Annotated in this window: 14 protein-coding genes; 12 read left to right on the forward strand and 2 right to left on the reverse strand. The window is 40.9% G+C overall.

The genetic code is table 11. The features are described from left to right. The first annotated feature begins 41 nt into the window (after window positions 1–41). The 4 genes from ACTNC6_RS04855 (at window position 42) to ACTNC6_RS04870 (ending at window position 4,400) form a co-directional block, all read left to right on the forward strand. Window positions 42–1,235, forward strand: coding sequence for a phosphoglycerate kinase (locus ACTNC6_RS04855; protein WP_441043337.1), 1,194 nt, complete (start codon window positions 42–44; stop codon window positions 1,233–1,235). Between the two features lie 33 nt (window positions 1,236–1,268). Continuing rightward, on the forward strand, window positions 1,269–2,018 hold the full coding sequence (gene tpiA / locus ACTNC6_RS04860; protein WP_441033040.1) for a triose-phosphate isomerase: 750 nt from the start codon (window positions 1,269–1,271) through the stop codon (window positions 2,016–2,018). Between the two features lie 632 nt (window positions 2,019–2,650). Next, window positions 2,651–3,853: a 23S rRNA (uracil(1939)-C(5))-methyltransferase RlmD gene (gene rlmD, locus ACTNC6_RS04865; RefSeq protein WP_303242037.1), complete on the forward strand. Its 1,203-nt coding sequence runs from the start codon at window positions 2,651–2,653 to the stop codon at window positions 3,851–3,853. 40 nt (window positions 3,854–3,893) lie between these two features. Continuing rightward, complete coding sequence (locus ACTNC6_RS04870; protein ID WP_433844955.1) at window positions 3,894–4,400, forward strand: GNAT family N-acetyltransferase; 507 nt, start codon at window positions 3,894–3,896, stop codon at window positions 4,398–4,400. Window positions 4,401–4,463: 63 nt separating this feature from the next. Here the strand turns inward: ACTNC6_RS04870 and ACTNC6_RS04875 are convergent, their stop codons facing one another. Then, window positions 4,464–4,697, reverse strand: coding sequence for a helix-turn-helix domain-containing protein (locus ACTNC6_RS04875; RefSeq protein WP_019162302.1), 234 nt, complete (start codon window positions 4,695–4,697; stop codon window positions 4,464–4,466). A gap of 104 nt (window positions 4,698–4,801) precedes the next feature. Here ACTNC6_RS04875 and ACTNC6_RS04880 point away from each other — a divergent pair, with 104 nt between their 5' ends. From ACTNC6_RS04880 to ACTNC6_RS04910, 7 genes are all read left to right on the forward strand, one after another. Further along, window positions 4,802–5,032: a hypothetical protein gene (locus ACTNC6_RS04880; RefSeq protein WP_441043338.1), complete on the forward strand. Its 231-nt coding sequence runs from the start codon at window positions 4,802–4,804 to the stop codon at window positions 5,030–5,032. A 132-nt stretch (window positions 5,033–5,164) separates the two neighbouring features. Next, window positions 5,165–6,460, forward strand: coding sequence for a homoserine dehydrogenase (locus ACTNC6_RS04885; protein ID WP_441033048.1), 1,296 nt, complete (start codon window positions 5,165–5,167; stop codon window positions 6,458–6,460). Window positions 6,461–6,618: 158 nt separating this feature from the next. Then, window positions 6,619–8,160 (forward strand): 2,3-bisphosphoglycerate-independent phosphoglycerate mutase, encoded by a 1,542-nt coding sequence (gpmI, locus tag ACTNC6_RS04890; RefSeq protein ID WP_173742926.1) that lies wholly within the window; start codon window positions 6,619–6,621, stop codon window positions 8,158–8,160. A gap of 183 nt (window positions 8,161–8,343) precedes the next feature. Next, window positions 8,344–9,909, forward strand: a complete 1,566-nt coding sequence (locus tag ACTNC6_RS04895; protein ID WP_303242041.1) for a L,D-transpeptidase family protein — start codon at window positions 8,344–8,346, stop codon at window positions 9,907–9,909. A gap of 63 nt (window positions 9,910–9,972) precedes the next feature. Next, window positions 9,973–10,269: a DUF3784 domain-containing protein gene (locus ACTNC6_RS04900; protein ID WP_303242042.1), complete on the forward strand. Its 297-nt coding sequence runs from the start codon at window positions 9,973–9,975 to the stop codon at window positions 10,267–10,269. Between the two features lie 173 nt (window positions 10,270–10,442). After that, window positions 10,443–11,498, forward strand: coding sequence for an A/G-specific adenine glycosylase (mutY, locus tag ACTNC6_RS04905; RefSeq protein ID WP_441033052.1), 1,056 nt, complete (start codon window positions 10,443–10,445; stop codon window positions 11,496–11,498). Beyond that, entirely contained in the window at window positions 11,495–12,511 is a 1,017-nt protein-coding gene (locus ACTNC6_RS04910; RefSeq protein ID WP_441043339.1) for a glycosyltransferase family 2 protein, read from the forward strand. The genes mutY and ACTNC6_RS04910 overlap by 4 nt, the downstream gene beginning before the upstream one ends. 118 nt (window positions 12,512–12,629) lie before the next feature. Here ACTNC6_RS04910 and ACTNC6_RS04915 read toward each other — a convergent pair whose 3' ends face one another. Further along, window positions 12,630–13,313, reverse strand: coding sequence for a phosphatase PAP2 family protein (locus ACTNC6_RS04915; RefSeq protein WP_441043340.1), 684 nt, complete (start codon window positions 13,311–13,313; stop codon window positions 12,630–12,632). 261 nt (window positions 13,314–13,574) lie between these two features. On the opposite strand from ACTNC6_RS04915, the gene ACTNC6_RS04920 reads away from it, so the two are divergent. Continuing rightward, window positions 13,575–14,255: a response regulator transcription factor gene (locus tag ACTNC6_RS04920; RefSeq protein ID WP_441043341.1), complete on the forward strand. Its 681-nt coding sequence runs from the start codon at window positions 13,575–13,577 to the stop codon at window positions 14,253–14,255. Window positions 14,256–14,301 lie beyond the last annotated feature (46 nt).

Raw genomic sequence — 14,301 nt, forward strand, 5'->3', positions numbered from 1 at the left:
CGTTGTAACAGTTAAAGAATATTATTAAGGAGGCACCACAAATGCTGAATAAAAAATCTGTTGATGATATCAACGTAAAAGGTAAAAAAGTTCTTGTAAGATGTGACTTCAATGTTCCACTTCAGGATGGTAAGATTACAGATGAGAACCGTCTGGTTGCAGCTCTTCCTACAATCAAGAAACTGATCGCTGACGGTGGAAAGATCATTCTTTGCTCTCACCTTGGAAAACCGAAGGGAGAACCGAAACCGGAATTATCTCTTGCACCGGTTGCAGTACGTCTTTCTGAATTATTAGGACAGGAAGTTAAATTTGCAGCAGACCCGGAAGTAGTAGGACCAAACGCAAAAGCAGCAGTAGCTGAAATGAAAGACGGAGACGTTATCTTACTTGAGAATACACGTTACCGTGCAGAAGAAACAAAGAACGGAGACGAATTCAGCAAAGAACTCGCTTCTCTTTGTGATGTATTTGTAAATGATGCATTTGGTACAGCACACAGAGCACACTGCTCTAACGTTGGTGTAACTAAATATGTTGATACAGCAGTTGTTGGTTACTTAATGCAGAAAGAAATCGATTTCCTTGGAAACGCAGTAAACAATCCTGAGAGACCATTCGTTGCTATCCTTGGTGGAGCTAAGGTTTCCAGCAAGATCTCTGTAATCAATAACCTTCTTGATAAAGTAGATACTCTTATTATTGGTGGTGGTATGTCTTATACATTCTCCAAAGCTATGGGCGGACATATCGGTTTGTCTCTCTGTGAGGATGACTATCTTCAGTATGCATTAGACATGATGAAGAAAGCAGAAGAAAAAGGCGTAAAACTTCTTCTTCCTGTAGATAACAGAATTGGTGACAGCTTCTCCAATGACTGCAATATTCAGGTTGTAAAACGTGGCGAGATTCCGGACGGATGGGAAGGAATGGATATCGGACCGGAAACAGAGAAGCTTTTTGCTGATGCTGTAAAAGATGCTAAGACAGTTGTATGGAACGGACCGATGGGTTGCTTCGAAATGCCGAATTTTGCTCATGGTACAGAAGCTGTTGCCAAAGCACTTGCTGATACAGATGCTACAACTATCATCGGTGGTGGTGATTCTGCAGCAGCCGTTAATATCCTTGGCTATGGCGATAAGATGACACACATCTCCACAGGTGGCGGTGCATCTCTTGAATTCCTGGAAGGAAAAGAACTTCCTGGTGTTGCAGCAGCAAATGATAAATAAACATTGAACGTTTAATTAAGGAGATAAATTATCATGGCAAGAAAGAAAATTATCGCTGGTAACTGGAAAATGAACATGACACCAAGCGAGGCAGTTAAATTAGTAGAAACATTAAAACCATTAGTAGCTAACGAAGAAGTTGATGTAGTATTCTGCGTACCTGCAATCGATATTATCCCGGTTGTAGAAGCTGCTAAAGGAACAAACATCCAGGTTGGTGCTGAGAATATGTACTTTGAAGAGAAAGGTGCATATACAGGAGAAATCTCTCCGAACATGTTGGTAGATGCTGGTGTAAAATATGTTGTTCTCGGACATTCCGAAAGAAGAGAATACTTCGGAGAAACAAACGAAGATGTTAACAAGAAAATCCTCAAAGCTTTTGAACACGGAATCACACCTATCATGTGCTGCGGCGAAACTCTTACTCAGAGAGAGCAGGGCGTGACAATGGACTTCATCCGTCAGCAGGTTAAAGTTGGATTCCAGGGTGTTACAGCAGATCAGGCTAAGACAGCAGTTATCGCTTATGAGCCAATCTGGGCAATCGGAACAGGCAAAACAGCTACAACTGAGCAGGCTCAGGAAGTTTGCGGTGAAATCCGTAAATGCATCGCTGAGATCTATGATGATGCTACAGCAGCAGCTATCCGTATCCAGTACGGCGGTTCTGTAAACTCCAAGACAGCAGCAGATCTGTTTGCTCAGGCAGACATTGATGGTGGTCTTGTTGGTGGTGCTTCTCTGAAAGAAGAATTCGGTCAGATCGTAAATTATAAATAAATAGCTAGATTTAGCTAATGTGTCCAAACGAGAAATAATATACTGATACATTTTTGAGATAAAAAATGACAGAAAAAGGCTTCCGGTTATTATGCCGGAAGCCTTAAGTTTTATCATTAGTATTTTGGAAAGTGTATCTGCAGTTCTGTAATTTTCAGATTTCTGAAAATTTTATCCTTTGTACTGGTGAGTTGCTGTCATTTGTAATTTGAACTGTTTATCCTTTGCGCTGTTGATATTTCGTTGCTGTTCACATGCTATTATCCCGCGAGGTGTTTTGGCATGAATATGCCAAAATCCCGAGACATACAAGCCAAAATTCCATTGCCGTAGGCAATTTGAAATGAATTTTGGCAACGTTACTGAGAACGGAGTGAACAGTAACGATATTTCTCTTTGGTATGTACAAAGTATAACATATTTTTCTACATTGGTCTACGGATTACAACATAATTCTTCCAAAAACATTTCGACAAAAATATACAATATTCGACTTTGATGCCTGGAAAACATCTGGAAAATAGCGAGAATGTGGATTGCGAATATTTGAAGGACTTGCTATAATGATGCAGAGATTATAGGCGAATATCCGCTTGGGTCCGCCTTATTGCAAATAGGAAAGGTTGTTATAAATGGAAGAAAAGAGAGAAAAACCACAGTTACCTGAGAAATGTAAGGTATGGAAAAAATGCGGCGGCTGTCAGTTTCAGGGAGTCCCCTATACAGAGCAGATCAAAATCAAACAGAAAAATATGAATAAGCTTTTGAAGAAATATGGCAATGTGAAACCGATTATTGGAATGGAGAACCCCTTTTATTACAGAAATAAAGTACATGCTGTATTTGACAGAGATAAAAAAGGAAACATCATCTGCGGAACCTATGAGGCAGGAACACACAGAGTGGTTCCTGTTGAGGAGTGCATGATTGAAGATAAAACCAGCCAGGAAATTATCCGGGCGATCAGAGATATGTTGAAATCTTTCAGAATCAAAACCTACGATGAGGATACAGGATATGGGTTGCTTCGCCATGTACTGGTCAGGAGAGGGTTTTCAACAGATGAAATTATGGTGGTTCTGGTTGTGGCCTCTCCGATTTTTCCATCCAAGAATAATTTTGTAAAGGCTCTGCGTAAGAAGTTCCCACAGATATCTACAGTAGTTCTGAATGTAAATGATAAAAAAACCAGTATGGTTCTGGGGGAACGTGATATCGTGCTCTATGGAAAAGGTTTTATCAGAGACAGACTTTGCGGCTGTACTTTCCGCATTTCACCCCAATCCTTTTATCAGGTAAATCCTGTGCAGACAGAACTACTCTATAAAACAGCTATTGAATATGCTGGTCTGGGCAGGAAAGAACGGGTCATCGATGCTTATTGCGGAATTGGAACTATTGGTCTGGTGGCAGCAGGAAAAGCCAGGGAAGTGATTGGCATAGAGCTGAATAAAAATGCTGTTCGGGATGCAATCGTAAATGCCAGGGAAAACAAAATTACAAACGCCAGATTCTATCAGGGAGATGCAGGAGAATTTATGGAAGGAATGGTGTCAGAGGGGGAAAGGGCAGATGTGGTATTTATGGATCCGCCCCGTACCGGCAGCACGGAAAAGTTCCTGACATCTATGGTAAAACTGGGACCTTCCAGGATCGTTTATATTTCCTGCGGACCTGATACTTTGGCCAGGGATCTGGAATTTCTCACAAAGCATGGATATGTGACTCGGAAAATACAGCCGGTAGACATGTTCAGCTTCACAGAACATTGTGAAGTCGTTTGCCTTCTTACAAAGCAATTTACAGAAAGGACAAGTACTATAGCAATCCTCTAAAATAATGCATTATTTACGAGGATTGCTATAGATAGAAAAGATGAGAATACAAAAAGCAACTTCAGCAGATTTGAAAAAAGTATTGGATGTTTATAATAATGCCAGAGAATTTATGAGAACTCATAATAATGGAGATCAGTGGGGAGAATCCTACCCACCTCGGGAACTGGTAGAAAGAACGCTGGATAAAACCTATTTATGCATGGAAGGAGACCAGCTGGCCTGCGTTTTTTATTATGCAGTTGAGAACGAGGAATGCTATAGCAACATTGAGGGAAAATGGCTGAATGAAAGTCCTTATGCAGTGGTTCACAGAATTGCTTCCACAGGAATTGTAAAGGGGGCAGCAGCCTTTTGCCTGAACTGGGCATATCAACAGTTTCCGAATGTGAGGATAGATACTTATAAGGATAATTATCCTATGCAGAGACTTTTGAAAAAATGTGGGTTCAGTTATTGCGGAACCTTTGAAATGCAGGGAAAAAACGGATGGATGGCATTTCAGAAAACAAAAACAGATGAAAAGAACGATGCAGATGGTTTGTAAAGTACAAAATGTTCTTTTGAATAACAAACTTTTAATGAAATAAAAATATAAAAAAGAAATCCATCAGAGGGTGTAATAGGTTTTATTTTTTTCATCATCATCTGGAAGGTGCTCTACGATGTCACTGAAATTACAATCGAGAATAGCACACAGATGATCCAGAGTAAGGATTTCGATATTCTGATTATGGCGGAGCCTGTCCAGAAGTGAACGATGTATACCGTAGGTGGTATACAGGTCATACTGGGTCAGCCCCCGCTTTTTTAGCGTTTCCCAAAATCTGTCATAGCTTATCATTTGTATAAACCGTCCGTTTTGTTCTTGATATAGTCTTATTATCACGGTAAAATAAGAGATAGAATAGTGTCTTTTTAAAGACACTATGGGAAGGAGAGGCATTCATGAACAAATGGAAATGTGTAATGACAGCAGGAATTACTGCGCTTTTTGACGGATGCATGCTTCGGTGTCTGATCACTGGTGCACCGGTTCAGAAGAAAGGGAAGATGCAATATATTGGTCTGGCAGTGGGGGTTGTGCTATGCCTGACAGGACTGCTTGTGGGGGGAGGAATGTATATCAGGTGGCAGGAGAAAAAACTCCGGGAATTGGAGGCACAGATAAATTGCTGAAAAACGCAGACGAACTTGACAAATGACGGATTCTGCCCTACTATAAAAAACAGCTTTACTTAATCAAAGCGGATTGAGAATATCCATTAAAAAAATGAAAGAAGATACAGGCAGAAAGGGGAACTCCGGAAAATGAGTGATAGAGTCATCAAAGCCGCACTGTTGGGACTGGGAACAGTAGGAACCGGTGTGTACAAGGTACTAAAAAGCCAGGAAGAGGAAATGTCAGCCAAAGTTGGCTGTAAGGTAGAAATCACCAGAATTCTTGTCAGAAATATAGAGAAAGCTGCTGCAAAGGTAAAGGATCCTTCCGTACTCACTAACAGTTGGGAAAGTATTTTAGAGGATCCGGAAATTGAAATCGTAATAGAACTGATCGGCGGAATCAATCCTGCCAGAGAATATATTCTTCAGGCATTAAAGGCAGGAAAGCATGTGGTAACTGCCAACAAAGATCTGATTGCTGTCCATGGACATGAGCTTCTGGATGCTGCACATGCGAAGAAGGTTGATTTCCTGTTTGAAGCGGCAGTTGCCGGAGGAATTCCTATCATCCGTCCGCTGAAACAGTGTCTTGCAGGAAACCATATGACAGAGGTTATGGGAATTGTAAATGGTACGACAAACTTTATTCTGACCAAGATGTCTCAGGAAGGAATGGAGTTTAAGGATGCTCTTGCTCTGGCTACAGAGCTGGGATATGCGGAGGCAGATCCCACTGCTGACATTGAGGGACTGGATGCCGGACGTAAGGTCGCTATTCTTGCTTCTGTAGCGTTTAATTCCAGAGTAGTGTTTAATGATGTTTACACAGAGGGGATTGCAAAGATCACATCCAAGGATATCCATTATGCAAAAGAAATGGGCAGGGCTATTAAGCTTTTGGGAGTTGCCAGAAATACGGAAGACGGTATTGAAGCATATGTCTGCCCGATGCTGATTCCAAGCACTCATCCTCTTGCTACAGTAAACGATTCTTATAATGCCGTATTTGTACACGGAGATGCAGTAGAGGATGCTATGTTCTTTGGACGGGGAGCAGGAGAGCTTCCTACAGCCAGTGCTGTTGTAGGAGATGTTTTTGATGTTGTGCGCAACATACTGGCAGGCTGCAGTGGTCGGATTGGCTGTACCTGTTACAAGCAGATTCCGGTGAAGAAGATGGAGGATACTCATAACCGTTATTTCCTTCGCCTGAAGGTAGAGGATCGTTGTGGTGTGCTGGCGGAAATGACAGCGATTTTTGCAAAATATCAGGTCAGTGTAGCCCAGATCATCCAGAAAGATACCAAAGTTGAGGGATGCGCGGAGGTTGTTGTGATTACGGAAAAGGTAAGAGAAGGCGATTTCCGTACTGCTATAGAAGAAATCCGGAACAGAGACTCTGTTCGTAAGATTTCCACGATTATCCGGGTGTATGGTAAATAATGTAAAAAAATCCGGAAAGATTTTATAAAGAAAAGAATTGAAAAATTTTCTATTTTTGATACTATATAGTAGGAAACATGAAAAAGATATAGACTGTATATCCTACAAAGTTAAAATGCAGGATACAGTTATAAAGTCACAATATAAAGGAGAATATTATGAGTAAAAAACCAACTGTATTAATGATCCTTGATGGTTATGGATTAAATGACAGAAAAGAAGGCAATGCTGTTTATGAAGCGAAAACACCTGTAATGGACAAGCTGATGGCAGAGTATCCTTTTGTAAAGGGGAATGCTTCCGGACTGGCAGTCGGCCTTCCGGACGGACAGATGGGTAACTCAGAGGTAGGTCACATGAATATGGGTGCCGGCCGTATTGTATATCAGGAGCTTACAAGAATCACCAAAGAGATTCAGGATGGAGATTTCTTTAAGAATGAAGCTCTTCTGGCAGCAATGAAAAATGCAAGGGAAAATGATTCCGCAGTTCATTTTATGGGACTGCTTTCTGATGGTGGTGTACACAGCCATAATACACATCTGTATGGACTTTTGGAGATGGCAAAAAGAGAGGGAGTCAGCAAAGTTTATGTACACTGCTTCCTGGATGGACGTGATACACCTCCTGCATCAGGCAAGGAATTTGTAGAACAGCTGGAAGCTGAGATGAAGAAAATCGGTGTAGGTGAGATTGCTTCTGTATCCGGACGTTATTATGCAATGGATCGTGACAATCGCTGGGATCGTGTAGAGCTTGCATATAATGCTCTTACTTCTGGAGAAGGTGTTAAGGGAACTGCTGCACCTGAGGCAGTTCAGGCTTCTTATGACAATGATAAGACAGATGAATTTGTTCTTCCTACAGTGATCGAGAAAGAGGGAAAACCGGTTGCAGTGATATCTGATAAAGATTCAGTAGTGTTCTTTAATTTCCGTCCTGACCGTGCCCGTGAGATCACAAGAGCATTCTGTGATGATGAGTTTAAAGGCTTTGAGAGAAAAACAAGACCTCATGTAACTTTTGTATGCTTTACAGATTATGATGATACCATCCAGAACAAGCTGGTAGCTTTCCATAAGGTTCAGCTGAAGAACACATTTGGAGAATATCTGGCAGCACATAATATGACTCAGGCCCGTATTGCTGAGACAGAGAAATATGCCCATGTAACCTTCTTCTTTAACGGTGGTGTAGAAGAGCCAAACAAAGGTGAGGACAGAATCCTCGTGAAATCTCCGAAGGTTGCAACCTATGATCTTCAGCCTGAGATGAGTGCTCCTCAGGTATGCGAAAAACTGGTTGAGGCCATCAAAGCTGATAAATATGATGTGATCGTGATCAATTTTGCAAATCCGGATATGGTTGGACATACAGGTGTGGAGGCAGCTGCGATCAAGGCTGTTGAGACTGTAGATGAATGCGTAGGTAAAGCTGTAAAGGCACTGAAAGAAGTTGACGGACAGATGTTTATTTGTGCGGATCATGGTAATGCAGAACAGCTGATCGATTATGAGACAGGTGAACCATGGACTGCTCATACTACAAACCCTGTACCATTTATTCTTGTAAATGCAGATCCGAAATATACTCTCCGCGAGGGTGGATGCCTGGCAGATATTGTTCCTACAATGATCCAGCTTATGGGAATGGAACAGCCTGCAGAGATGACAGGAAAAAGCCTTCTGATTGAAAAATAAGATTCGAAATAAAGAATGATCATGATATATGCAGCCATGCACTTGTAAAAAAAGTGCATGGTTTTGCATTTTTTTGAAAAAAATCTGAATAACAGATGCAAATTAGAAGAAGTATGTTATAATAAAGAGACTGAAAATATTTCGGTATATTTAACTGTAATACTTATTTTGAGGAGATAATAAATGGGTAACCAAGAGGAGAAGAAGAAAAGGGCAGATGACGGCAGCGGCGGTGCAAGAATGAAAGCACGCAAATCTGCAAGACCGGACAAGATCGCCTATGTGCCTATTAATGATGAGGATCTTGCACCTTATGAGCCTCCGGTTAAGAATAAACACAAAGTATTAAAAATTACCGGTATTACGTTGGGAATGCTGCTTGTTGCAGCAGGTACGGCTTATGCAGGAATATCATATTATTATTCAGATAAATTTTTTGAAGGAACAACGATTAATGGAATAGATTGTTCCGGTAAGACTGCCTATCAGGTAGAGCAGCTGATTGCAAAGAAAGTGGAGAATTACTCTATTGAAGTAGATTCCAGAAACCTGGATCCCCAGACCATATCAGGAGACCAGATTGGTTATAAATATGTATCTGACGGAAGTGTCCTTAAGCTTTTGAAGGCTCAGAAGCCCTATGAGTGGATTACCGGGTTTACTGAGAACAGAATTTACAGTACAGATGAAAATACGACTTTTGACAAGGAAAAGCTGAAAGCACAGGTGAAAACACTGAATTGTGCACAAGAGGAGAATCAGGTTGCACCTGAGGATGCTTATGTAGCTTATGGGGAGTCTCAGTTTGAAATTGTTCCTGAGACTGAGGGAAGTCAGCTGATATTAAAGGAAGCATATAATGCTCTTTCGGAAGCTGTGTCCGACAATAAGGATGCGGTAGATTTTAACAGTGATCCGGATGTATATGCAAAGGCTGCAGTGACAAGTGATAATGCAGATCTTCAGGCATCTCTGGATGCATGCAATAATTTTACCAAAGCAAGCATCACCTATACTTTTGGAGATGAGACAGTGACTTTGGATGGCAGTACGATCAAGGACTGGCTGAATTTTGATGAGAAGGGTCAGTTGATCAGAGATGATGCATCCTTCCAGCAGCATATTGCAGATTATGTAGCGCAGCTTGCTGCATCACATGATACAGTAGGTACTGAACGTGAATTCCATACTACCAGTGGAAGAACCGTTTATGTATACGGCTCTGCTTACGGCTGGCAGATAGACCAGGCATCTGAGGTGGCTCAGCTTACCCAGGAGATCCAGTCCGGTACTCAGACAGTCAGAGATCCGGTTTATTCTATGACTGCCAATTCATATGGTGTGAATGACCTTGGAAATACTTATATTGAGGTAGATCTTTCGGAGCAGCATATGTATTATTACCAGAACGGAGAAGATATCTTTGAATCAGATATTGTATCCGGAAACATGAGCTATGCAGACCGTCAGACCCCGGCTGGAATTTTTACACTCTATTATAAAAAGAGTCCGGATGTTTTGAGGGGAAAGCAGCTTCCAAATGGAAAATATGAATATGAACAGCCTGTCACATACTGGATGCCGTTTAACGGAGGAATCGGATTTCATGATGCTTCATGGCAGCCATATTTTGGCGGTGACAGATATCTTGAGGGTGGTTCCCACGGATGTATTAATATGCCACCGGATAAAGCAGGAGAACTTTATGATATTATTCAGTATGGTGTTCCTATCGTATGCTTCTATTAAAAAATGAATGATTAAAAGGGCTGTCTGTCAGGCAGCCTGATTATTTACAAAGGAGAAACAATTATGAACATGGATTCATTAAGCCTTATTTTAACAGCTGCTGCATTTATCGTGGGAATTATGCTTCTTACAGGACACGGAGAGATTTTCATGAAGGGTGGAAATGCAGATGTTCGTAAAAAGCTTTATGACGAAAAGAAAATGGAGAAGGGCTGTGGATGGGCTCTGATCGCAATCGGAGTGGTATCTGCAGTGGACATGTTTACGACAAGCTTGGCAGCAGAGATCGGATATATTGTAGCGGTTCTGATCATTATAATTGCACTGGTATATTATCTGAGAGTAAAATGTAAAAAATGACAGTATCTCTCATGAAAAGGAAAACAATTGAAAAGAAATACAGTAAGGCAGAAAGGGCGGTTTTTATTGACCGCCCTCGTCGTTTTATAGCGTAGGTGCAGAGAACTGACGGAACTGATCTGCTGCATGGAAGGTTTTGTTGAAATCTTGGGAGAATAAAGGAAATAAAGAAAATGTTAAAAAAAATTGTCATACCATTACTTCAATGGTACAATATAAATAAGCGTATTCTACCCTGGAGGGACAGAAATAATGCTTATTATACCTGGGTGTCTGAGATTATGCTGCAGCAGACCAGGGTGGAGGCGGTAAAGCCGTATTTTCAGAGATTCATCACAGCGCTTCCGGATGTACAGGCTCTGGCTCAGTGCCCTCAGGAACAGTTGTTGAAGCTTTGGGAAGGGCTTGGATATTATAACCGGGTACGGAATATGCAGGAAGCAGCCAGACAGGTGGTTTCTGAACATCAGGGAATAATTCCTGAAGATTATCAGACACTTTTATCGTTAAAAGGTATAGGGAGCTATACGGCAGGGGCAATCGCATCCATTGCCTATCATAAATCGGTTCCTGCAGTAGATGGAAATGTACTCAGGGTGATCACCAGAATTACAGAGAATAACGGAGATATCAGCAGACAGTCAGTCCGCAGAGTAATAGAAGAGGAGCTGTCTGAAATTATGCCTGAAGACAAGCCGGGAGATTTCAATCAGGCCCTGATGGAATTGGGAGCTGTAGTGTGTATACCCAATGGAATGGCAAAATGTGAGGAATGTCCGGTAGCTTCGCTCTGTCAGGCATATTGCCATGGTACTGTGGATCGTTTCCCTGTAAAAGCAGCGAAAAAGGAACGAAGACAAGAGGATAAAACAGTTTTTATCATTCAGGACGGAGAAGCAACAGCACTTCGAAAGCGACCGTCCAAGGGGCTTCTGGCAGGCCTGTATGAGTTGCCCAATGTCCCTGGACATATAGACAGGGAGAGGGCTCTGGAGTATGTGAGAAAACTGGGACTGGATCCTCTTTATATAGAAGAAATGCCTTCTTCCAGACATATTTTTTCCCACATTGAATGGAGGATGGAGGCATACAGAATCAGAGTATCATCCCTGGAAAAAGCAAAAGATAAAGATCTTATTTTTGCAGACAAAGAACAGACAGGAAAAAGATACGCCATACCATCTGCATTTGGGGCGTATGCCAGATATATTAAGGAGGAAAAGAGATGAAACTGTTAAGTATTACCATTCCATGTTATAATTCTCAGGATTATATGGAAAAGTGTATTGAATCACTGCTCGTAGGCGGAGAAGAGGTAGAAATCCTTGTGGTGGATGACGGATCTTCAGATAGAACTGCAGAGATTGCAGATGCCTATGCGGAAAAATATCCTACTATTGTGAAAGCAATTCATCAGGAGAATGGTGGACATGGAGAGGCCGTAAATGCAGGAATCAGGAATGCTACAGGTTTGTATTTTAAAGTTGTGGACAGTGATGACTGGGTAAATAAGGAAGCCTATATCAGCATTTTGAAAACTTTGTATGAGCTGTTGCGTGGACCTGAAACAGTAGACCTTCTTATCAGCAATTTTGTATATGAGAAACAGGGAGCAACACGCAAAAAAGTCATGCAGTACCGCAGATGCCTTCCTCAGAACAAAATATTTGGCTGGGATGAAGTAAGACATATGCCAAAGGGCAAATATCTTCTTATGCATTCTATGATCTATCGTACACAGCTGCTTCATGACTGCGGTCTGGAGCTGCCGAAGCATACCTTCTATGTGGACAATCTGTTTGCTTTTGAACCGTTGCCATATGTAAAGAATCTTTATTATCTGGATGTGAATTTTTACCGCTATTTTATAGGCAGAGATGATCAGTCAGTTAATGAAAAGGTAATGATCAAACGTATTGACCAACAGATTCGTGTGAATAAGCTGATGGTGGATGCATATATTAAATGTGGCAATACAAACCGACGTCTGAAAGCATATATGTTTAGTTATCTGGATATTATTACAACAATCTCATCTATCATGCTTATCAGGGCAAATACAGAGGAATCTCTGCAGAAAAAGAAAGAGCTTCTGGAATATATTAAGAGTGAGAATAGGGCTGTATACAATAAACTTCGACACAGCCTTTTTGGAAGGGTAATGAATCTGCCGGGTCCCGGAGGCAGAAAGATGTCTGTGGCAGCTTACAAAATCAGCCAGAAATTTTATGGATTTAACTGAATCAAGCAAGTAGCGAAGCGGATTGCGAATATCCGCTTGATTTGATAAACTGTAAGGCAGTTATAGGATAGAAATAAAAAAGTTGTACAGAAATGTGTTTGCATTTCTGTACAACTTTTTAATTTTCGCTTTTTTTACGTTTTCTTTCGTTGTAATAGGCGTTCCTGGAAAAAGACAGGAATCTTTCCGGATAGAAAAGAAGATGACCGAAAAGAGCAAGGGTAGCTCCCATACAGACATCAATCACAGAATGCTGCTTCAGGAACATAGTGGACATAATAATAAGCATTGTAAGAATAAAAGAAACAATTCGTACGTTCTTCTTTCCACGAAGGGCCTGGCAATTGGTCAGTGACATATGGATGGCCAGGGAATTAAAAACATGGATGCTGGGAAGAATATTAGTAGGTGTATCCGTTTTATACAGCCATCTGACTACATCTGTAAAAATGTTGTCCCTGGGGAATTCAACAGGGCGGAGATGCTGTGCATTGGGATAAGCATAGGATACAATAAGGAAAATTGTCATCCCCATCATCAGGTTAAATATCAGCTGATAATATTCATGTCTGTTTTTGTTGAAAAAGATAAAATATACCACTGCCAGGACCATATAAGGAAACCATAGCAAATAAGGTATAATAAAAAATTCACAGAACGGAATCAGATCATCAAAAACAGTATGTACAATATGGTAACTGTGAATGGGCCGGGATTCCAGATAATGAAAAGCCAGAATATACAGAATACTGTAAATCCCGATTACCAGGCCGTGACGGTATTTGGATAAAAATTGTTTCAAAATTTCACCTTCTTCAAATGGGATTAAATTTACATCACAGTTTTTTTCAAAACAATCATAACATTTCTGAAATACTTTTACAAATAAATTTTTAGGATCAATACATAAAATTTTTATAAAAAAAATCTTAAAAACATGGTAGATTTTACGAAATTTTAACACAAAGAAGGGGTAAGAATTTACGTAGCTTCTTTATACTGAATATATTCGAAAGAATAGTAAAAAATAATCAAAGAAATATGAATTCAGAAAGGAATTATTATGATATATCTGTTAGAAGATGATGAAAGCATCCGTGAACTTGTAATTTATACTTTGAAAAGCCAGGGATATGAAGCAAAGGGTTTTGAACGTCCTTCTTTATTTTGGAAAGAACTGGAAAAAGAGCTGCCGTCTCTGCTGCTTTTGGATGTGATGCTTCCGGAGGAGGATGGAATTACCATTCTGAAGAAATTACGTGTACGGCCGAATACGCGGAGACTTCCGGTTATCATGCTGACAGCCAGAGGCAGTGAGTATGACACAGTGATCGGACTGGACAGCGGGGCAGATGATTATATTCCCAAACCTTTCCGTATGATGGAGCTGATTTCCAGGATCCGTGCACTTCTCCGCAGAAGTGAGGATGCAGGTGCTGAGGAGTATCAGGCGGCAAATTTGTATGTATGTCCTTCCAGGCATGTGGTAACTGTGGACAGACAGAATGTAAATCTGACTCTTAAGGAATATGAGGTATTGTGTCTTCTTCTGAAAAACAGTGGTACTGTACTCTCCAGAACCCAGCTGTTGAATCAGGTCTGGGGATATGAGTTTGACGGAGAAAGCAGGACTGTGGATGTACATATCCGGACTCTTCGACAAAAACTGGGAACTGCCGGGGATCTGATAGAGACAGTACGCGGTGTTGGATATAAAATTGATTACTGCGCACTTCACGCATAGCAATATATTGAACGCAGATCGCGAATGTCCGCTTTACATATATGAA

It is taken from the genome of Blautia sp. HCP3S3_C4 (assembly GCF_052064095.1).
Taxonomy (GTDB): Bacteria; Bacillota; Clostridia; order Lachnospirales; family Lachnospiraceae; genus Blautia_A.